The 20420-nt window shown below is 71.7% G+C and carries 17 protein-coding genes and 1 pseudogene; 15 read left to right on the top strand and 3 right to left on the bottom strand.

Annotation, left to right across the window (positions count from 1 at the left end):
* Positions 1 to 3 precede the first annotated feature (3 nt).
* The 3 genes from ACFY0U_RS29270 to ACFY0U_RS29280 are packed head-to-tail and all read left to right on the top strand — an operon-like array spanning position 4 to position 3123.
* On the top strand, positions 4 to 1377 hold the full coding sequence (locus ACFY0U_RS29270) for an aldehyde dehydrogenase family protein (protein ID WP_388640898.1): 1374 nt from the start codon (positions 4 to 6) through the stop codon (positions 1375 to 1377).
* Positions 1374 to 2165, top strand: coding sequence for a 3-oxoacyl-ACP reductase (locus ACFY0U_RS29275; RefSeq protein ID WP_388640900.1), 792 nt, complete (start codon positions 1374 to 1376; stop codon positions 2163 to 2165). Before ACFY0U_RS29270 ends, ACFY0U_RS29275 begins: the two co-directional genes overlap by 4 nt.
* Positions 2166 to 2193: 28 nt before the next feature.
* On the top strand, positions 2194 to 3123 hold the full coding sequence (locus ACFY0U_RS29280) for a DUF2510 domain-containing protein (protein WP_388640991.1): 930 nt from the start codon (positions 2194 to 2196) through the stop codon (positions 3121 to 3123).
* A gap of 1 nt (position 3124) precedes the next feature.
* On the opposite strand, the gene ACFY0U_RS29285 is transcribed toward ACFY0U_RS29280, so the two are convergent.
* Complete coding sequence (locus tag ACFY0U_RS29285) at positions 3125 to 4327, bottom strand: amino acid deaminase/aldolase (protein ID WP_388640902.1); 1203 nt, start codon at positions 4325 to 4327, stop codon at positions 3125 to 3127.
* A 243-nt stretch (positions 4328 to 4570) separates the two neighbouring features.
* Between ACFY0U_RS29285 and ACFY0U_RS29290 the strand changes: the two genes are divergently transcribed.
* Together ACFY0U_RS29290 and mycP are read left to right on the top strand one after the other, a co-directional pair.
* A complete protein-coding gene (locus ACFY0U_RS29290; RefSeq protein ID WP_388640904.1) occupies positions 4571 to 6367 on the top strand; it encodes a hypothetical protein in 1797 nt (598 codons plus the stop codon).
* Positions 6368 to 6372: 5 nt separating this feature from the next.
* The gene (gene mycP, locus ACFY0U_RS29295) at positions 6373 to 7539 is read left to right on the top strand and encodes a type VII secretion-associated serine protease mycosin (RefSeq protein WP_388640992.1); all 1167 of its coding nucleotides are present in this window, start codon (positions 6373 to 6375) and stop codon (positions 7537 to 7539) included.
* A 90-nt stretch (positions 7540 to 7629) separates the two neighbouring features.
* Here the strand turns inward: mycP and ACFY0U_RS29300 are convergent, their stop codons facing one another.
* A complete protein-coding gene (locus ACFY0U_RS29300; RefSeq protein ID WP_388640906.1) occupies positions 7630 to 8577 on the bottom strand; it encodes a serine hydrolase in 948 nt (315 codons plus the stop codon).
* Positions 8578 to 8727: 150 nt separating this feature from the next.
* On the opposite strand from ACFY0U_RS29300, the gene ACFY0U_RS29305 reads away from it, so the two are divergent.
* On the top strand, positions 8728 to 9456 hold the full coding sequence (locus ACFY0U_RS29305) for an SseB family protein (RefSeq protein WP_388640908.1): 729 nt from the start codon (positions 8728 to 8730) through the stop codon (positions 9454 to 9456).
* A gap of 3 nt (positions 9457 to 9459) precedes the next feature.
* Here the strand turns inward: ACFY0U_RS29305 and ACFY0U_RS29310 are convergent, their stop codons facing one another.
* The gene (locus tag ACFY0U_RS29310; protein WP_351686537.1) at positions 9460 to 9819 is read right to left on the bottom strand and encodes a DUF1844 domain-containing protein; all 360 of its coding nucleotides are present in this window, start codon (positions 9817 to 9819) and stop codon (positions 9460 to 9462) included.
* Between the two features lie 348 nt (positions 9820 to 10167).
* On the opposite strand from ACFY0U_RS29310, the pseudogene infC reads away from it, so the two are divergent.
* The 9 genes and pseudogenes from infC to ACFY0U_RS29355 all read left to right on the top strand — a co-directional run bounded on the left by infC (position 10168) and on the right by ACFY0U_RS29355 (position 20387).
* Positions 10168 to 10858, top strand: a pseudogene (infC, locus tag ACFY0U_RS29315) (translation initiation factor IF-3).
* A gap of 112 nt (positions 10859 to 10970) precedes the next feature.
* On the top strand, positions 10971 to 11165 hold the full coding sequence (rpmI, locus tag ACFY0U_RS29320) for a 50S ribosomal protein L35 (RefSeq protein WP_003977225.1): 195 nt from the start codon (positions 10971 to 10973) through the stop codon (positions 11163 to 11165).
* Between the two features lie 101 nt (positions 11166 to 11266).
* Positions 11267 to 11650, top strand: coding sequence for a 50S ribosomal protein L20 (rplT, locus tag ACFY0U_RS29325; protein ID WP_020132316.1), 384 nt, complete (start codon positions 11267 to 11269; stop codon positions 11648 to 11650).
* Positions 11651 to 11742: 92 nt separating this feature from the next.
* On the top strand, positions 11743 to 12585 hold the full coding sequence (locus tag ACFY0U_RS29330; RefSeq protein WP_388640910.1) for a TrmH family RNA methyltransferase: 843 nt from the start codon (positions 11743 to 11745) through the stop codon (positions 12583 to 12585).
* Between the two features lie 50 nt (positions 12586 to 12635).
* Complete coding sequence (locus ACFY0U_RS29335) at positions 12636 to 13772, top strand: ATP-binding protein (protein WP_388640912.1); 1137 nt, start codon at positions 12636 to 12638, stop codon at positions 13770 to 13772.
* Positions 13773 to 13901: 129 nt separating this feature from the next.
* Positions 13902 to 15023 carry a phenylalanine--tRNA ligase subunit alpha gene (gene pheS, locus ACFY0U_RS29340; protein WP_388640914.1) on the top strand — a complete coding sequence of 374 codons (1122 nt, stop codon included), beginning with the start codon at positions 13902 to 13904 and terminating at the stop codon, positions 15021 to 15023.
* The gene (gene pheT, locus ACFY0U_RS29345) at positions 15023 to 17533 is read left to right on the top strand and encodes a phenylalanine--tRNA ligase subunit beta (RefSeq protein WP_388640915.1); all 2511 of its coding nucleotides are present in this window, start codon (positions 15023 to 15025) and stop codon (positions 17531 to 17533) included. Before pheS ends, pheT begins: the two co-directional genes overlap by 1 nt.
* A gap of 196 nt (positions 17534 to 17729) precedes the next feature.
* Positions 17730 to 18761, top strand: coding sequence for a PP2C family protein-serine/threonine phosphatase (locus ACFY0U_RS29350; RefSeq protein WP_388640917.1), 1032 nt, complete (start codon positions 17730 to 17732; stop codon positions 18759 to 18761).
* 285 nt (positions 18762 to 19046) lie between these two features.
* The gene (locus tag ACFY0U_RS29355) at positions 19047 to 20387 is read left to right on the top strand and encodes a transcriptional regulator (RefSeq protein WP_388640919.1); all 1341 of its coding nucleotides are present in this window, start codon (positions 19047 to 19049) and stop codon (positions 20385 to 20387) included.
* Positions 20388 to 20420: the final 33 nt, after the last annotated feature.

The following is a 20420-nucleotide window of genomic DNA, read 5'->3' on the forward strand; positions in this document are numbered from 1 at the left end:
CTCTTGTCGCAACAGTACGAACTCGACGTCCTCAACCCCGCGACCGAGGAGGTGATCGCCACCGTTCCGGGCGCCGTCGAGCAGGACGTGGACGCCGCCGTCCAGCGGGCCGAGCGGGCACAGCGCGCGTGGGCGGCCGTCGCGCCCGCCGACCGGGCCAGGCTGCTGCGCCGGTTCGCCGCCGTCGTCGACGAACACGTGGAGGAACTCGCGCGGTTGGAGGTCCGCGAGGCCGGCCACACCATCGGCAACGCCCGCTGGGAGGCGGGCAATGTCCGCGACCTCCTCGACTACGCCGCCGGCGGAGTGGAGCGGCTCACCGGCCGGCAGATCCCCGTGCCCGGCGGCCTCGACGTCACCCTCCTGGAACCGCTGGGCGTCGTCGCGGTGATCGCGCCCTGGAACTTCCCCATGCCGATCGCGGCCTGGGGCACGGCCCCGGCCCTCGCCGCGGGCAACGCGGTGCTCCTCAAGCCCGCCGAGACCACCCCGCTGACCGCACTGCGCCTCGCCGAACTCGCCCTGGAGGCCGGACTCCCGGAACACCTCTTCCAGGTGCTGCCGGGCCGCGGCGACATCGCGGGAGACGCCCTCGTACGGCACCCCGGCGTCGCCAAGATCGTCTTCACCGGCTCCACACGGGTCGGCAAGCGCGTCATGGCCCTCTGCGCCGACCAGGTCAAGCCGGTCACCCTCGAACTCGGCGGCAAGAGCCCGAACATCGTCTTCGCCGACGCCGACCTCACGACTGCCGTCGACCCCTTCTCCTTCCTCGACAACTCCGGCCAGGACTGCTGCGCCCGCACCCGCGTCCTGGTCCAGGAGTCCGTGTACGACGAGGTCCGCGAGCTGCTCGCCGACGCGCTCTCCGCCGTCGTCGTGGGCGACCCGGCCGACGAGAAGACCCAGATGGGTCCGCTGATCTCCCGTCAGCAGCTGGACCGCGTACGGTCGTTCGTACCGGACGACGCCCCGGCCCTGCGCGGCAGCGCCCCCGAAGGACCCGGCTTCTGGTTCCCGCCGACCGTCCTCACGGGGGAGCGGCACGACTCCGCGGCGGCCCGGGAGGAGATCTTCGGCCCCGTGGCCGTCCTCCTGCCCTTCACCGACGAGCAGGACGCGATCCGTCTCGCCAACGACACCCCGTACGGCCTCTCCGGCTCCATCTGGACCCGGGACGTCGGCCGTGCGCTCCGGGTCTCCCAGGCGGTCCGGGCCGGCAACCTGTCCGTCAACTCCCACTCCAGCGTCCGCTACTGGACCCCCTTCGGCGGCTACAAGCAGTCCGGCGTCGGCCGCGAGCTCGGCCCGGACGCCCTGGCCGCCTTCACCGAAACCAAGAACGTCTTCATCAGCACGGAGGGCCCCGCACAGTGACCGCATCGACCGAAGAGATTGTCTGCCGACGCCTGGTCGGCCGTACCGCCGTCATCACCGGGGCCGGCAGCGGCATCGGACTCGCCACCGCCCGCCGGCTCGCCTCCGAAGGTGCGCACGTCGTCTGCGGCGACGTCGACGAGCAGCGCGGCAAGGCGGCCGCCGAGGAGGTCGGCGGGATCTTCGTGAAGGTCGACGTCACCGACGCCGAGCAGGTCGAGGCCCTCTTCAAGACGGCCTACGACACCTACGGCAGCGTCGACATCGCCTTCAACAACGCGGGCATCTCCCCGCCCGACGACGACTCCATCCTGGAGACGGGCCTCGATGCCTGGAAGCGCGTCCAGGAGGTCAACCTGACCTCCGTCTACCTGTGCTGCAAGGCCGCGATCCCCTACATGCGGCGCCAGGGCAAGGGCTCGATCATCAACACGGCGTCCTTCGTGGCGCGGATGGGCGCGGCCACGTCCCAGATCTCGTACACCGCGTCCAAGGGCGGTGTCCTGGCCATGTCCCGTGAACTGGGCGTGCAGTTCGCGCGCGAGGGCATCCGCGTGAACGCCCTCTGCCCCGGCCCGGTCAACACCCCGCTGCTCCAGGAGCTGTTCGCCAAGGACCCCGAGCGCGCCGCCCGCCGGCTCGTCCACATCCCGCTCGGCCGCTTCGCCGAGGCCGAGGAGATCGCCGCCGCCGTCGCCTTCCTGGCCAGCGACGACTCCTCGTTCGTGAACGCCAGCGACTTCCTCGTCGACGGCGGGATCTCGGGGGCTTACGTCACACCGCTGTAGGCCCGCGGCCTAGAGTGCCGGGATGAGCATGACGCCCCCGCCCGGCTGGTACCGCGACCCCAAGCATCCGCATCTGGAACGCTGGTGGGACGGCACGGCCTGGACCGAGCACCGGCGCGAGCCCGCACCCGCGGGCCCGCCGCCGGTGCCGCCGGTGCCGGGGCGGCCGCCGGGTGACCAGGCCTCGGGGCGCGCGAAGGTCATCGCCCTCACCACGGCGGGGGTGGTCCTGGTCGCGGCGATCGTGACAGGAGCGTTCGTGCTGCGTGACGACCAGGGCGCCGAGGACAGTACGACGGTGACCGAGTCCATCACCCCCACCTTCGCCCCGACGAGCCCGACGCCCACGCCCACGCCGTCGGAGTCCACCAGCGAGCCCTCCGCCGACGACCCGGCCGTCGTCGAGGACCAGCTCAACGGCATCACCGTGCCGCTGCTCGACGGCTGGGTGCGGCCGCAGTACATCGTCGACGACGACGTCCTCATGTCCACCGACGGCACCTACGACTGCCCCGGCGACCCCGGAGTGTGCCGGCACGGACTCGTCATCTCGCGCACGGTGACCTCCGACGACGAGACGTCCCCCGAAGCCCTCGCCAAGGCCGACATCTCCGACGCGGCCGACGACGCCTACGACCGCGACCTCGTCGGCAAGCGGCCCTTCGGCGGCATCGAGTCCCACGAGGTCGTGAAGTCGGGACCGGTCGCGGTGGCGGGCCGTGCCGGGTATTTCGTCCGCTGGCGCGTCAAGACCGCCAAGGGGCCCGGCGGTTACGTCCAGTCCCTCGCCTTCCAGTCCAGCGTCGGCACCGAGTCCCCGGTCGTCGTGCGCTACGTCTTCGACGCCGGCGAGGACGGGCCGCCGCTGGCCGACATGGACCGGATCACCAAGGGCATCCGGTCCAGCGGCGACGCGAACGGCGGCGGCGTGGGCAGCAGCATCGGCCCGACGGACTGACCTACAGGAACGTCCGGCCCTCGCCCCGATACGTCGGGACGGTCGAGGTGACGGAGTCGCCCTCGATCAGATGCAGTACGTCGAACCGCTCGCACAGCTCCCCGGCCTTGGCGTGCCGGAACCACACCTTGTCCCCGAGGAGGAGGTCGTCGGCGGGGGAGCCGAGCAGCGGAGTCTGCACCTCGCCGGGCCCCTCCTGCGGGTCGTACTTCAGCCCCTCGGGCAGATAGGGCACCGGGAGCCGGTCGGGCCCGGGCGCCCCGGAGGCCGGATAGCCGCCGCCGAGCACCGTGACGACACCGACGCCCGGCCGCCGTACGACGGGCTGGGCGAAGAGCGCGGCCGGACGCCCGCTGAACGACGTGTAGTTGTCGAAGAGCCGCGGCACGTACAGCCCCGACCCGGCCCCGATCTCCGTGACGGCGTCCTCGGCGGCGGTGGTCTGGACGCTGCCGGTGCCGCCGCCGTTGACGAACTCCAGGTCGGGCACGACGGCCCGGACGGCCCGCACCACCTCCGCGCGCCGCTCGGCCAGCTCCTTGCGGGCGGTGGCCTGCATCAGCCGCACGGCACGGGACCGGAACGGATGCCCGGCGACGGAGTCGCCCACACCGGCGATATGACCCTCGTACGCCATGATCCCGACGACCTTGAATCCGGGCCGCCGGGCGACCGCGCGGGCGAGGTCGGCGACCTGCGCGGGGGAGTGCAGCGGGGAGCGCCGGGCGCCCACCCGCACCCGGCCGCCGAGGAGCCTGAGGGAGGTGTCCAACTCCAGGCAGACGCGGACGACTTCACGTCCGCCGTCCCGGGAGCGGTCGATGAGGTCGAGCTGGGTGACGTCGTCGACCATGACGGCCACGGCGGCGGCGAGCTTGGGGTCCGAGGTCAGCTCGGCGTACCCGGCGCTGTCCGCGGAGGGGTAGGCGAGCAGGATGTCGTCGAAGCCGGAGCGGGCCAGCCACAGGGATTCGGCGAGGGTGAAGGACATGAGCCCTTCGAACCCGTCCTTGGCGAGGACGCGTTCGAGCAGCGCTCGGCACCGTACGGACTTGCTGGCCACACGGATCGGCTTGCCGCCGGCCCGGCGGACGAGATCGTCCGCGTTGGCGTCGAAGGCGTCCAGATCCACGATCGCCACAGGGGCGTCGAGGTGGGCGGTGGCCCGGTCGTAACGGGCCCGGTCGGCGGCGCGCGCAGTCATGAACGAAGCCTGCCAGACAGGATTACCGCAGGGTAGGGGGACGATCCGGGCTAAAGCCCCGGGCTCGTGGACTGGTTCCCGTCCGGCCCGGGACAACCCGTAGAGTGACGCGCACGCATGTGAGGACGGCAGGGGCCCGCAGTCAGGGGATGCCGGTCCGTCCGTGCGGGTATGCGTGTGCCGGGCGGGCTTGTTCGCACCGGGCACGACGACGGACCCGGGCACAAGGGAAACGGGGGGCGCATGAGCACGGAAGCGCGGCACGCCTCCATCCCCCCGCGCCCCACGACACCCCCACGCCCCACGGCCCCTCCGAAGCCGGGCCCCGAGGCCACGGACCGCGAGGAGCCGGTGCCCACCCCGGACACCACCGAGGAACGGCCGGCGGCCCAGGCGCCGGGTACGCAGCCGACGGGCGGGGCGCCCACGCCGACGACGGCCGTTCCTCCGATGCCGGGTTCGCGACCGGGGGAGCAGCAGGGGGCACGTGAGGTGCCTTCCCGGCACGGCGGCACCGCGGAACCGACCCGTGACGCCTCCCTGGACACCCCTCCGCGCTTCCCCCGCCTGCGCGCCCCGTCCTCCGGCGACGCCGCCCCGCTGACCCCGCCCCCGCCGAAGGCCTCCGCCCGCTTCCCGGACACGCCGCCGCCCACCGGTCAGGACACCCGCGGAACCACCACGCCGCCCCGCCCCGCGACACCCCCGCGCCGCAACGGCACACCCCCGGAGACGGCCTTCGAGACCACGTTCCGCCTCCGCCCGGTACCGGTCGACACGGACCGCGACCCCTCCCTGAGCCGCCCCACGTCCCCCGACGCTCCGCCTCGCCCAGGCACCCGCCCGTCCTCCGGGCCCGCTTCGACGGCCCCTTCGGCTGCTCCGCCTCGGCCGGGCACCCGCCCGATCTCTGCGTCCGGTCCAGCGGCGTCCTCCGACGCTCCGCCTCGGCCCGGCACCCGCCCGACCTCCGCGCCCGGCCCTGCGGCGTCCTCCGGTGCTCCGGCCGGTGTGCCGCCCCGGCCCGGCTCCCGTCCGGCCGCCACGTCCGCTGACGCATTCGGTGGTTCGGCTCCCTTCGGTGACGCGTCCATGCCCGGCCCCCGGTCGGCCTCGGCGCCCGCCGACATCCCCGGAGGGCACCCGTCCCCCCGGCAACCCGACCCCTCCCTCTCCTGGAGCGCCCCCCTGGCACCCGGTGACACCCCTGGGTCCGGGCGGCCCGTCGTGTCGTTCGGGCAGCCCGAGGGGTACGACGAGCAGGCGCGGCCGCGGGTGCTCGGCGGGCGGGGGCGGCTGCGGGCCGTCGGTGTGGCCGTGTGTCTCGTGCTCGGGCTCGGGCTCATCGGCGGTGCCGCGACCGGGAGTTGGCTCGTCGGCGACTCGGCCGCCGCCGGGTCCGGCAGCAGCTTCGCGGCGGCCGCCGAGATGTGGCACAGCGTTCCCGTGGACCAGCTCTTCCCGCCCACCGTCCAGGGACAGGGCGCGGGCCCCGGCGGCGCCGACCGGACCTGGACGCGGATCGCCGTCGCCCCCGACAGCGGCTGCAAGGACGCCTTCGACCCCCTCCTGCGCAAGGCACTCGCCCCCGTCGGCTGCCAGCGGTTGCTCCGCGCCACCTACACCGACGCCACCCAGAGCTACGTCACCACCGTCGGACTCCTCTTCACCAAGGCCGACGCCGCCGGCATGACCGCCCTCGACACCCGGTTCGGCAAGGAGAAACTCGGCGACCGCACCGACCTCATGCCCCGGACCTACGCCGCCGAGAACACCGCCGCCGCCGGCTTCGGCACCAAGCAGCGCGCCTCCTGGGCCGTCTCCGTCCTCACCGACGCCCCCGTCGTCGCCTACGCCGTCTCCGGCTGGGCCGACGGCCGTACCGTCGACGAGCCGGAGCCCGCCGGGAAGGCCACGGCGTCCGGCGCCACCACGGACATCGCCCAGGCCGGTCTCGGCCACGAGGCCCAGGGTCTCGTCGACCGCATCGAACGCGGCTTCCGCAAGACCGTCGCCTCGGCCACGGAGAAACCGTCGTGAACGCCATGACCCGCCGCGCAGGCCTCCTCAGCGCCCTCCTCGCCGCCTCCCTCGCCCTCGTACCGCCCACCGCGGCGCACGCCGACGGCATCCGCGCCCAGCAGTGGGCCCTCGACGCCATGCACACCCAGGAGGCCTGGCAGACCACCAAGGGCAAGGGCATCACCGTCGCCGTCCTCGACACCGGCGTCGAGGACGACCACCCCGACCTCGTCGGCAACGTCCTCGAAGGCAAGGACATGGTCGGCTTCGGAGCGAGCCGCGGCGACCGCGCCTGGGCCCGCCACGGCACCGCGATGGCCGGCATCATCGCCGGCCACGGACACGGGATCGGCAACGGCGACGGCGTGATGGGCATCGCCCCCGAGGCCAAGATCCTCCCCGTCCGCGTCATCCTGGAGGACGGCGACTCGGCCCGCGGCAAGGCCCGTAACACCCGCGGCAACGCCCTCGCCGAGGGCATCCGCTGGGCCGCCGACCACGGCGCCGACGTCATCAACCTCTCCCTGGGCGACGACTCCAAGTCCGCCCACCCCGAACCCGCCGAGGACGAGGCCGTCCAGTACGCCCTCAAGAAGGGCTCCGTCGTCGTCGCCTCGGCCGGCAACGGCGGCGAGAAGGGCGACCACATCTCCTACCCGGCCGCCTACCCGGGTGTCATCGCCGCGACCGCCGTCGACCGGTACGGCACCCGCGCCGCCTTCTCCACCCGCCGCTGGTACTCCACGGTCAGCGCCCCCGGCGACAAGGTCGTCATCGCCGACCCCGACCACAAGTACTACGAGGGCTGGGGCACCAGCGCCGCCGCGGCCTTCGTCTCCGGAGCCGTCGCCCTGGTCAAGGCGGCCCACCCCGGCCTGACCCCGGCCCAGATCAAGAAGCTCCTGGAGGACACGGCCCGCGACGCCCCCGTCGGCGGTCGCGACGACTCCCGCGGCTACGGCATGGTCGACCCGGCCGCCGCGATCAAGGCCGCGGCCAAGCTGAAGCCGGAGGGCCTGCAAGCGGCGTCCTACGGCGAGAAGTACTTCGGCTCGGGCCCGGACGCGGCCGAGAAGGACGACGACGCGGCAGGCTGGGCGGCCCCCCTGGCGGGTGGTGCGGGCGGAGTCCTGCTGATCGCGGCGGTGGTGCTGTGGCGGGGCAGAAGAGGGCAGTACGAAGAAGTCTGACGGTGCGCATGGCGCCCCGTCAGGGGCGCGGGGAACTGCGCGACCAGCCACGACGCTGCCGCAGCCCGCCGACGGCCTACCGAGGCACTCTCAACCCGTGAACACCGACACCGCAGCCTTCGCAGCCGCCTCCACGAGCGAAATCCCCTTCTCCTTCGTCGCGTTGCCGTTCGACAGCGCCACGACCAAGTACGCGTTCCCGTCCGACGCGGTGACCCGCCCGACGCTGTTGATGTCCCACAGCCCGGTGGTCGACCGCGGCAGCCACCCGTTCTTCAGAGCCCACGCGGATCCCTTGGCGGCGGCCGACACCCCCCAGTGCTGGCCGACGGCTATCTCACCCATCAGCCCCTGCACATACCGCTGCGAAGCCTCACTCAACTCCGAGTCGTCACCGAACACCTGCTGAAGCAAGGTGAGCTGATCGGCGGCCGTGGTCTGGGTCAGCCCCCACAACATCCCGTCACCGCCCTCGGTGTCCGTGAGCCCGAGACGGGAGTTGGCCGCGTCCAGCCCCTTTGCCTGCCCGATGATCCGCCACAGCGCGGACGCGGAGGCGTTGTCGCTGTTCTCGATCATCGAGGTGGCGTACGACTTCTCGGCCGCCGTGAGATGCCGGTCCTCGTCCTGCGCCTGGAGCAGCAGCGCCACCAGGATGTCGACCTTGACGATGCTCGCCGTGTCGAACGCGGCATCCCCGTACGTGGCGCTCTCCCCGGCGTCCAGGTCGAGCACGGCGACCGACACGTCCGCGTCGCCCGGCACGGTCACCGACTCCATGGCGTCGGCCAGCAGCTTGTCGTAGTCCACCGTCGGCTGCGTCACGGGCTCCACCGATGCCTCCTCGCTCGCCGCCTCCGGGGTCGGCGACGGGGCCGAGGATACGGAGGGAGCGCCGGAGTGCGCCTGGGCCTTCACGTACACGGTCCCCCCGGCCGTGGCGCCGACGACCGCCACGGAGGCGAGGGCGGCGTACATCAACGGGCGCCGCCGGGACGGGCGCGAGCTACGGCTTCGGCGGGCTCTGGAGGACTCCATGACCGTGATGGTCGGGCCGCCGACTGTGTGGGCCGTTAGACGGAAGTTAGATGTGTGTCAGGGAAATCTGAGATTCCGGTGAAGTGCGTCACGGAGAGGTTTCCGGGGCCGCACAAGCCCAGCAGCATCCCCCCTATAGGGTCGGTGACCGTGGCGAACAAGAACATTCCCGACCCCGGCTTCTCCGACGACGACGGCTCCGCCGACCCCCGGCTGAGCGCGGCGCTCGCCGCCTGGACCGAGGACCGGACCGCCGTGGGACCCGTCCTGGAGGCCCTGAAGGGCGCCCGGCTGCTCGTCCCCGTCGTGGCCGTGCTCGGCGAGGTCGAGGAGGACGAGAACGGACTGCGCCGCGAGAAGACCAGCGACATGGCCGTCCCCACCCTGAAGGCCGGCGGCCGCACCGCCCTGCCCGCCTTCACCTCCACCGACTCGCTGGCGCGCTGGGACCCGGCGGCCCGCCCCGTCGCCGTACCGCTGCACCAGGCGCTCCAGGCCGCCGCGCACGAGAAGGCGGACACGGTCGTGCTGGACCTGGCCGGTCCGGTGCCGTTCGAACTGACCGGCCCTGCGCTGCTCGCCCTCGCCGAGGGTCGTACGACGACCGACCCGCTGGCCGATCCGGCCGTCCGGGAGGCGGTACGCGCCGCGGTGGCCGCCGAGTCCGCCGTACTCCGTGCTCATCTGGGGCCCGGACAGGCCGACGGCACCCTGGCCCTCGTACTCGACGACTCCGCCGCACCCGCCGAGGCGGCCCGGTCCGTCGCCCGGCGCCTCGCCGCCGACGAAACACTGAGGGCCCGCCTGGTGCGCGGCCTCGACCTGGCACTGCTGCCGGCCGGGGCGACGCCTCCGGGCGAGCCCTTGTACGTGCGGTAGGCCCTAGCCGTAGACCGGGCCCGTGTACTTCTCGCCCGGGCCCTGGCCCGGCTCGTCCGGGACGATCGACGCCTCGCGGAAGGCCAGCTGGAGGGACTTCAGGCCGTCGCGGAGCGGGGCGGCGTGGAAGGAGCTGATCTCGGTGGCGCTGCCGTCCAGGAGGCCGGCCAGGGCGTGGATCAGCTTGCGGGCCTCGTCCAGGTCCTTGTACTTGTCGCCCTCCTCGGTCAGACCGAGCTTCACCGCGGCGGCGCTCATCAGGTTCACGGCGACCGTCACGATCACCTCGACGGCGGGGACCTCGGCGATGTCGCGGGTCATCTCGTCGAAGCCGGCGGGGGACTCAGGAGGGGTGTCACTCATGGCCCACACGATAGGCGGTCCCTGATGCCGTTCCTCCAATTGGTCCTTGTCAAGCGATCCTGCTAACCTGTTTGACGACCGGCTGGACACTCGCGTGCCCGGCCCACAAGTGGAGGCTCCGATCTCCCACCTGACCGTCCCCCGGGACGGCGGGTCACCCCGGTCAGGCGGCCACCATCGTTCCGTACGGACGATGGAGTCGCCCGAATGTGCGCCCCGCGATCACATCGCGGCGGTGCTCCGGCAGTGCTTTGGAGCCCCGTCTTGTGATCGTCCGGGGCATTTTTTGTACCTCGGCGCGGTTAGGTCTGTCGAAAAGAGACAAACGCGGCCGTCCGCCAGACGGCTGTGTGGTGCTAACCGAGGAGGATCCATCAGCGCCGAGCCCCGCATCAACGACCGGATTCGCGTTCCCGAGGTGCGACTTGTCGGTCCCAGTGGCGAGCAGGTGGGCATTGTCCCGCTGGCCAAGGCACTGGAGCTTGCGCAGGAGTACGACCTGGACCTGGTCGAGGTCGCGGCGAACGCCCGTCCGCCCGTGTGCAAGCTCATGGACTACGGGAAGTTCAAGTACGAGTCGGCCATGAAGGCCCGTGAGGCGCGCAAGAACCAGGCGCACACGGTCATCAAGGAGATGAAGCTCCGGCCGAAGATCGACCCGCACGACTATGACACCAAGAAGGGTCACGTCGTCCGGTTCCTCAAGCAGGGCGACAAGGTCAAGATCACGATCATGTTCCGTGGTCGCGAGCAGTCCCGGCCGGAGCTCGGCTACCGACTGCTGCAGCGTCTCGCGGAGGATGTCCAGGACCTCGGTTTCGTTGAGTCGAACCCGAAGCAGGACGGCCGAAACATGATCATGGTCCTCGGTCCGCACAAGAAGAAGACCGAGGCGATGGCCGAGGCCCGTCAGGCGCAGGAAGCCCGCAAGGCCGAGGCGAAGGCCAACCCCGGCAAGTCGCAGAACGCCGCGGACCCCGACGCCGTCAACGCGGACGCCGAGGCCGAGGCCCCTGCCGAGGCTCCCGCCGAGGCGTGATCCCAGGGGACGCGAGTCCCCCAGGACGTAACCGATACAAGAGCGACGCTCCACCGCGTGCCCGGTTTCACGACCGGGCACCGGAGCGCCACCCAGAGGAGAGAACGGCGCTATGCCGAAGAACAAGTCGCACAGCGGTGCCAGCAAGCGCTTCAAGATCACCGGCTCCGGCAAGGTGCTCCGCGAGCGCGCCGGCAAGCGCCACCTGCTCGAGCACAAGTCGTCCCGCGTGACGCGCCGCCTCACCGGCAACGCCGAGATGGCCCCGGGCGACGCCGCGAAGATCAAGAAGCTTCTCGGCAAGTGACGTACGCGGCGCCCTGACTGAGCGCCGTACGTCTGGACCGGGACCTATTCGATTCCGGGCCGTGTGAGTCCAACCACGGCCCCGCTACAAGGAGTTAAAAAGTGGCACGCGTCAAGCGGGCAGTCAACGCCCACAAGAAGCGCCGGGCGATCCTCGAGGCGGCCTCCGGCTACCGCGGTCAGCGTTCGCGCCTGTACCGCAAGGCCAAGGAGCAGGTCACCCACTCGCTGGTCTACAACTACAACGACCGCAAGAAGCGCAAGGGCGACTTCCGTCGGCTGTGGATCCAGCGCATCAACGCCGCTGCCCGCGCCAACGGCATCACGTACAACCGCTTCATCCAGGGTCTGAACGCGGCGAACATCGAGGTCGACCGCAAGATCCTGGCCGAGCTGGCCGTCAACGACGCCACCGCGTTCGCCGCGCTGGTCGAGGTTGCGCAGAAGGCTCTTCCGGCCGACGTCAACGCGCCCAAGGCCGCGTGACGTAAGCGCCGGCTTCGAGCCGACGTGACATGAGGGACCCGCAGGCTTTCGGGCTTGCGGGTCCTGTTGTGTAGTTCTTGAAAGTGAGCCTCATGCACTCCGCAACCCCTGAGCTGATCTCCCCTCGTTCCCCCCGAGTCTCCGCCGCCCGGCGGCTCGCCAGGCGGAACTTCCGGAGCAAGGAGCGGCTGTTCCTGGCCGAGGGGCCGCAGGCCGTGCGGGAGGCCGCCGGGCACGGGCTCGTGGAGCTGTTCGCCACCGTCGAGGCCGCGGAGCGGTACGCCGAGATCATCGGGGAGGCCCGTGCCGTCGAAGCGCGGGTGCACCTCGCCTCCGAGGACGTCATCGCCGACATCTCCACCACCGTCACCCCGCAGGGGCTCGTCGGGGTGTGCCGGTTCCTCGACACCCCCTTCGAGGAGATCCTCGCCGCCCGCCCCAAGCTCGTCGCCGTGCTCGCGAACGTCCGGGATCCCGGGAACGCCGGGACCGTCCTGCGGTGCGCGGACGCCGCCGGGGCCGAGGCCGTCGTACTGACCGACGCGTCGGTGGATCTGTACAACCCCAAGGCCGTACGGGCCTCCGTGGGCTCCCTCTTCCATCTCCCCGTCGCCGTCGGTGTCCCCGTGGAGCGGGCGGTCCAGGGGCTCAAGGACGCCGGTGTGCGGATCCTCGCCGCCGACGGGGCCGGGACCGACGACCTCGACGACGAGCTCGACAAGGGGACCATGGGCGGGCCGACCGCCTGGGTGTTCGGCAACGAGGCGTGGGGGCTCCCGGAGGAGACCCGCGCACTCGCGGACGCCGTGGTGCGCGTCCCGATCCACGGGAAGGCCGAGAGTCTGAACCTGGCGACCGCCGCGGCCGTATGTCTCTACGCGTCGGCCCGTGCACAGCGCGCCTCCGGAGGGTGCCGCTCCGTCACCGAGAGCTAGTAGGGTGACCAGCTCGGGGGCCCTCCGTCGAAGAGGTGGGGTACGGGGATATGAGCGTCGGCACGAGCAGCGCACCGGGAGCACGGGGCGTGCGGCACGAGTCCGCGTCCGGCGCCGGTGATCTGGCCGGGCTCGGCATCGACCCCGACCTCCTGCCCGACGGACTGGTCGTCGCCGACGAGCACGGCCGGGTCGTCTGCTTCAACGCCGCCGCCGAACGCATCACCGCCGTCCCCGCCGCCGAGGCCCTCGGACAGCGGCTCGACAAGGCGCTGCCGTTAGAGGACCTGGAAGGGCGGCGCTGGTGGCAGGTGACCGATCCGTACGGCGGCCTCGCCATCCGGCGGCGCCAGCCCGAGCGGAATCTGCTCCTGCCCGGCGGACGTGAGGTCCTCGTCTCCGCGCAGTACGTGCGCACCGAGCCCACCGGACCCGTCCACCGTGTCGTGGTGTGCCTGCGGGACACCGAGGCCCGGCGCCGTACCGAGCGCAGCCACGCCGAGCTGATCGCCACCGTCGCCCACGAGCTGCGCTCGCCGCTCACTTCCGTCAAGGGCTTCACCGCCACGCTGCTCGCGAAGTGGGAACGGTTCACCGACGACCAGAAGCGGCTGATGCTGGAGACCGTCGACGCCGACGCCGACCGGGTCACCCGGCTCATCGCCGAGCTGCTCGACATCTCGCGCATCGACTCCGGGCGGCTCGAAGTGCGCCGCCAGCCCGTCGACATCGGGGCGGCCGTGGGGCGGCACATCCAGGCGTACGTCGCTGCCGGGCAGACCGCGGACCGGTTCCTGCTCCGTATCGAACAGCCGCTGCCCATGCTGTGGGCCGACCCCGACAAGATCGACCAGGTGCTCAGCAACCTGCTCGAAAATGCCGTGCGTCACGGCGAGGGAACGGTCACGATTGACGTCACGCCCTCGGCGTCCCCCCGGGAAGGGGAGGACACCGGTACGTCGGTCACGGTGAGCGACGAGGGGGCCGGCATCCCGGAGGAGTCCATGAACCGCGTCTTCACCCGCTTCTGGCGGGGCAGCAAGCGCGGCGGCACGGGCCTCGGGCTGTACATCGTCAAGGGCATCGTCGAAGCCCACGGCGGCACCATCACCGTCGGCCGCGCCCCCGAGGGCGGCGCGGAGTTCCGATTTACGTTGCCCGTGGCGGCGCCGGCGTATCTCGCCTAGCGGCCCACGGGCGCATTCGTATACCTCCACCCCGTTAGACTCGGCCTTTGGCACCTTTGTGTCCTTCACACGGCCGTCGAGAGTCGGTGACGGGGACCGTCAGCCAGCCAATCGGAAGCACGGGAAGAGATGTCGGCACCGAACAAGTCGTACGACCCTGTAGAGGTCGAGGCGTTGAAGCCAGAAGAGATCGAGCGCATGCGGGACGAGGCGCTCGCCGCCTTCGCCGCCGCGGACTCCCTCGACGCGCTCCAGGAGGCCAAGGTCGCCCACACCGGCGGCACCTCGCCGCTGGCCCTCGCCAACCGCGAGATCGGCGCCCTGCCCCCGCAGGCCAAGGCCGCCGCCGGAAAGCTCGTCGGACAGGCCCGTGGCGCCGTGAACAAGGCCCTCGCGGGCCGTCAGGCGGAGCTGGAGGAAGAGCGCGACGCCCGCGTGCTGGTCGAGGAGTCGGTGGACGTCACGCTGCCGTACGACCGGGTACCGGCCGGCGCCCGGCATCCGCTCACCACCCTGTCGGAGCGCATCGAGGACGTCTTCGTGGCCATGGGCTACGAGGTCGCCGAGGGCCCGCAGGTCGAGGCCGAGTGGTTCAACTTCGACGCCCTCAACATCGGCCCGGACCACCCGGCCCGCGGCGAGGCCGACACCTTCTTCGTGCAGGGCCCGGAAGGCGGCACCGAGTCCGGCGTCGTGCTGCGCACCCACACCTCGCCCGTGCAGATCCGCTCGCTGCTCGACCGTGAGCTGCCGGTCTACGTGATCTGCCCCGGCGTCGTGTACCGCACCGACGAGCTGGACGCCACGCACACCCCGGTCTTCCGCCAGGTCGAGCTGCTGGCCGTCGACGAGGGCCTCACCATGGCCGACCTCAAGGGCACCATGGACCACATGGTCCAGGCCCTGTTCGGCGAGGGCATGAAGACCCGGCTGCGGCCGAACTTCTTCCCCTTCACCGAGCCGTCCGCCGAGATGGACATGGTCTGCTACGTGTGCCGCGGCGAGTCCGTCGGCAACCCCGACCGCCCCTGCCGCACCTGCTCCAGCGAGGGCTGGATCGAGCTCGGCGGCTGCGGCATGGTCAACCCCAAGGTGCTGACCGCCTGTGGCGTCGACCCGGAGAAGTACAGCGGGTTCGCCTTCGGGTTCGGTATCGAGCGGATGCTGATGTTCCGCCACAACGTCGAAGACATGCGAGACATGGTCGAGGGTGACGTCCGGTTCACTCGGCCGTTCGGGATGGAGATCTGATGCGGGTCCCGCTTTCTTGGCTGCGGGAGTACGTCGACCTGCCGGCGACCGAAACCGGCCGTGACGTCCAGGCCAAGCTCATTTCGGCAGGGCTTGAGGTGGAGACCGTCGAGCACCTCGGTGCCGACCTCAAGGGCCCCCTCGTCGTCGGCCAGGTGCTGACCATCGAGGAGCTGGAGGGCTTCAAGAAGCCGATCCGCTTCTGCACGGTCAACGTGGGCCAGGCCAACGGCACCGGTGAGCCCCAGGAGATCGTCTGCGGCGCCCGTAACTTCGCCGTCGGCGACAAGGTCGTCGTGGTCCTCCCCGGCGCCACCCTGCCGGGCGGCTTCTCGATCTCCGCGCGCAAGACGTACGGCAAGACGTCCCACGGCATGATCTGCTCCGGCGACGAGCTGGGCATGGGCGACGACGGCAGCCACGGCATCATCGTGCTGCCGCCGGAGACCGAGGTCGGCAAGGACGCCATCGAGCTCCTCGAACTGGTCGACGAGGTCCTGGACATCGCCGTCACCGCCAACCGCGGCGACTGCCTCTCCATCCGCGGCGTCGCCCGCGAGACCGCCATCGCCTACGGCCTGCCGCTGAGCGACCCGGCCCTCCTCGACGTCCCGGGCCCCAACGCCTACGGCTACCCGGTGCAGGTCTCCGAGCCGCTCGGCTGCGACCGCTTCACGGCCCGTACGGTGTCGGGCCTCAGCCCTGAGGCCCGCTCCCCGCTCTGGCTCCAGCGCCGCCTCCAGAAGGTCGGCATGCGCCCGATCTCGCTCGCCGTCGACGTCACCAACTACGTGATGATGGAGCTCGGCCAGCCGCTGCACGCCTACGACCGCAAGCTGGTCCAGGGCACCATCGGCGTCCGCCGGGCCGGTGAGGGCGAGGAGATCGTCACCCTCGACGGGGTGAAGCGGAAGCTGCACGCCGAGGACCTGGTCATCACCGACGAGCGGGGCCCGATCGGCCTCGCCGGTGTCATGGGCGGCGCCAACACGGAGATCGCCGACCACGAGGAGGGGGAGGGCACGACCGACGTCGTCATCGAGGCCGCCCACTTCGACGCGGTGTCGATCGCGCGTACGGCCCGCCGCCACAAGCTCTCCTCCGAGGCGTCCCGGCGCTTCGAGCGCGGTGTCGACCCGGCCGCCGCGGCTGCCGCCGCCCAGCGCACCGTCGACCTCCTCGTGCTGCTCGCGGGCGGCACCGCCGACGCCGGTGTCACCGAGGTCGCCACGCCGTCCGCGCCGCACACCATCGCTGTCGCGGCCGACCACCCGGACAAGGTCGCGGGAGTGGAGTACGGCCGCGAGACCGTCGTACGCCGTCTCCAGCAGGTCGGCTGCGATGTGTACGGGCAGGACGAGCTGATCGTCACCGTGCCGTCCTGGCGCCCCGACCTCACCGAGGTCAACGACCTGGCCGAAGAGGTCATCCGCCTGGAGGGCTACGAGAACCTGCCCTCCACGCTGCCCAAGCCCCCGTCGGGCCGCGGCCTCACCCACCGGCAGCGGCTGCACCGCCGCGTCGGCCGGGCGCTGGCCGGTGCCGGGTTCGTCGAGGCGCCGAACTACCCCTTCATCGGCGAGCAGGTCTTCGACCAGCTCCTCCTGGAGGCCGACGACCCGGCCCGCCGTGTCGTCAAGCTGACGAACCCGCTCAACGACGAGGAGCCCGCGCTCCGTACGTCGCTGCTGCCGGGCCTCCTCGGTGCGCTGCGGCGCAACGACGGGCGGGGCTCGCACGACCTGGCGCTCTTCGAGACGGGGCTGGTGTTCCAGCCGCGCGAGGAGCAGCGCGTCGCAGCCTCGCTGCCCGTCGACCGGCGTCCCACGGACGACGAGCTCGCCTCCCTGAACGCCGCGCTGCCCGCGCAGCCGCGGCATGTGGCCGCCGTGCTCGCGGGCGCCCGTGAGCAGGCCGGCTGGTGGGGCAAGGGCCGTCCGGCGGACTGGGCCGACGCCGTCGAGGCGGCGCGGGCGGTCGCCCGTGAGGCCGGTGCCGAACTGGTCGTCCGCGGTGGGCAGTACGGGCCGTGGCACCCGGGGCGGTGCGCCGAGCTCGTGGTCGTCGCCGAGGGTGTGGAGAAGGTCGTCGGTCATGCCGGTGAGCTGCACCCGCGGGTGGTGAAGGCGTTCGGGCTGCCCGCGCGTACCTCCGCGATGGAGCTGGACCTGGACGCGCTGGAGGCCGTCGGGGACGACACGCCTCAGGCGCCGAGCATCTCCACGTTCCCGGTCGCCACGCAGGATGTCGCGCTGGTCGTGGACCGGTTCGTGCCGCACACCGATGTCGAGGCCGCGCTGCGTGAGGGTGCGGGGTCGCTGCTTGAGGCGATCAGGCTGTTCGACGTGTATGAGAACGCCGATCAGCTTGGTGAGGGCAAGAAGTCGCTGGCGTATGCGTTGCGGTTCCGGGCGGTGGATCGGACGCTGACCGTGGATGAGGCTTCGGCTGCGCGGGATGCGGCTGTTGCTCTTGCGGGTGAGCGTACGGGGGCGGTCCTGCGCGGCTGATGTTGTGTGCCGGGTGCGGGTGAGCTGTGGCTGGTCGCGCAGTTCCCCGCGCCCCTAGCGGCATTCAGTCACCTCATTCAATAGGGTGACGTTTGCGGGTGATCTGGTCCTTCCGGGTCATGCTGTCGACAGAATCGGACCGGCCTCTAGGGGTCGGTCCGTCTGTGCTGTCTGGGCCTATTGGGGGGCCATCGGCATGATCCGTATCAGGGGTCGGGTTCCCCGCCGGGTGCTCTCGCTGGGGTTACCCACTGCGTGGGGTGCCGTGGCCGTCACGTACAAGCTGACCTGCCCGCTCGCTCAGCAGAACGACTTCGAGGCGCGGTTGGTGACCAGTGCCGTGTTCTTCGCCGTCGGCACCGGGTTGATACTTCACGTCCGGCAAGCGCTGCTGCGCGAGCTCCGGCAGATCCGGCAGGTCGCCGGTGCCGCGCAGCGCGCCCTGCTGCGACCGCTGCCGCCGCGCGTCGACGGGCTGGACATCGCCGCCGCCCAGCTCTCCGCGGACCGTGGTGCCTCCGTGGGCGGTGATCTGTACGAGGTGATCGCCACCGAGCATGGCGTCCGCGTCGTCATGGGCGACGTCCGCGGGCACGGCCTCGCCGCGTTCGGTACCGTCGCCGCCGTACTCGGCAGCTTCCGCGAGGCCGTCCATGACGAGCCCGAACTGGGCGGTGTGCTGCGCCGGTTGGAGCGCGCGCTGGCCAGACACCTGCGCGAGCGGGCCCGGGACGACGACCCGGTCGCCGAGGAGTTCGTCACCGTACTGCTCCTGGAGATCGGCCGGGACGGCGACGTGTACGCACTGAACTGCGGTCACCCGTGGCCGTACCTGCTCAGCGGCGCCCGGGTCGACCCCCTGACCCGAGCGGACCCCCTCCCTCCGCTCGGGCCGTTCCCGCTCCCGCCCGAACTACAGCCCATGCAGTGCGGCTTCCTGCTCCCCGGCGAGACCCTGGTCCTCCACACGGACGGAGCCGAGGACGCGAGAGACGCTCATGGCCGGTTCTTCTCTTTGTCAGGGGCTTTGGTGAAAGCTGCGGGCGAGGCTCCTCAGGCTGTGCTCGGTTCGGTTTTCGCGGACCTGATGCGCCACGCGGCGGGCGCTCCCGCGGACGACATCGCGCTACTGGTACTGCGAAACGAACGTTGCCCGCGGCATGCCTTAGGGGCGCGGGGAACTGCGCGACCAGCCACGATGCACCCGCAGCCGACAACGCACCTCTAGGCACCCGGCGATCAGTCGTGCGGCCAAGCCGGCGGCAGCCGTCCGCCCCGCCACGGAGTGTCGGGCAGGCAGCTGGGCGGACGGCGCGGATTCGGGCCGCCGCACTGTACGAGGGGGAGCCGGCGGCCCGGCCGGCCTCTTGCGAGGCATTTCAGTCAACCGGCTGGAAACTCTCCGCGACAGTGCGCGCACGCTACGGATTCGGGCACTCCGTTCACACCCCGTGTGAAGACACACCCATTACTCTGACGGCACGGTCGGCACCGAGCCACCCGGGGGGCATATATGCAGCCCAACACTCTGCTCGACGCGATCCTGGACGAAGCGGGGATCTCGCACGCGGGGTTGGCCGCACACGTGAACCAGGCCGGACGTGCGCGCGGGCTCGCGCTCCGGTACGAACACACCGCCGTAGCACGGTGGTTGAAGGGCCAGCGCCCCCGTGGTCAGGTGCCCGACCTGATCTGCGAGGTGCTCGCCGCCCGGCTGCACCGCACCGTCAACCTCGACGACATCGGCCTCGGCGTCCCCGGCGAGCCCTCCGCCCCGCACGGCACCTCGCTGTCCGGGTTCGTGGAGCGGGCCACCGCCCTGTGGCGCTCCGACGAGCAGCAGCGGCCGCACATACTGGGCGCCCCCGCGGTCACCGGCACGCCCGCCGTCATGCCGGTGTGGGAGTGGGAGAACCCGCCCGAGGACGTCGATGTGTCGCGGGGCGGGCGGCACCGGGTCACCGCCGGTGATCTGGAGATGCTGCGCGCCGCCCGTACGCACTACGAGCAGATGTACCGGAAGGCCGGCGGCATCGCGACCCGCACCCGGATCGTCGGCTTCCTCAACGCCGAGGCCGCCCCGCTGCTGCGCGGCAGCTACACCGACGAGACCGGGCGTCAACTGCACCGGGCCACCGGTGGGTTGGTCGCGGTCGCCGGTATCTGCGCCTACGACTCCGACGCCCACGGCCTCGCCCAGCGCTACTTCCACCAGGCGCTCCGGCTCGCGAAGGCCAGTGGGGACCGCGGACTCGGCGCGTATGTGATCGCGCTCCTCGTCAACCAGTCGCTGTTCATGCGGGAGAACCGGCAGGCCGTCGCCTTCGCGGAGGCCGCGCTGCGGGCCGCGGGCAAGCACATCACCCCCGCGCTCGCCTCCGACCTGTACGCGATGCAGGCGAAGGCGTACGCACACCTCGGCGACGGCACGAGCGCGCTGTCCTGCATCCGGCGTGCCGAGCAGGCCGCCGAACGCATCCGGCGGGGATACGAACCCGACGAAACCGGCTATGTCCAGCCGGGGTTGGTCAATGTCCAGGTGGCGGAGGCGCTGCTCAGCCTCGGCGAGCTGGTGGCGGCGCGGGAGCACGCCTCCGTGGCCGTCGACAATCCGGCCCACGACCGGGGCCGGGTGCACCGGCTCGCGATGCTCAGCACGATCGAGCTGCGGCAGGGCAACGCCGACAAGGCGGTGGCCACCGCGGTGCAGATGGCCGAGCAGGCCCGTGGAATGGAGTCCCAGCGCCTGCGCGACAGACTCCGCGCGGTGCGCGAACACCTGGTCCGCAGCGGCTGCGCGGGCACGGCCGAGGCAGCCGAACTGATCGACGGAGCCCTGCGCGTACCGCTGTGAACCCCTGGCACCACACTGCGCCACAGCTGTGAG

The sequence above is a fragment of the Streptomyces sp. NPDC001536 genome, assembly GCF_042894505.1.
In the GTDB taxonomy this organism is placed as follows: Bacteria; Actinomycetota; Actinomycetes; order Streptomycetales; family Streptomycetaceae; genus Streptomyces.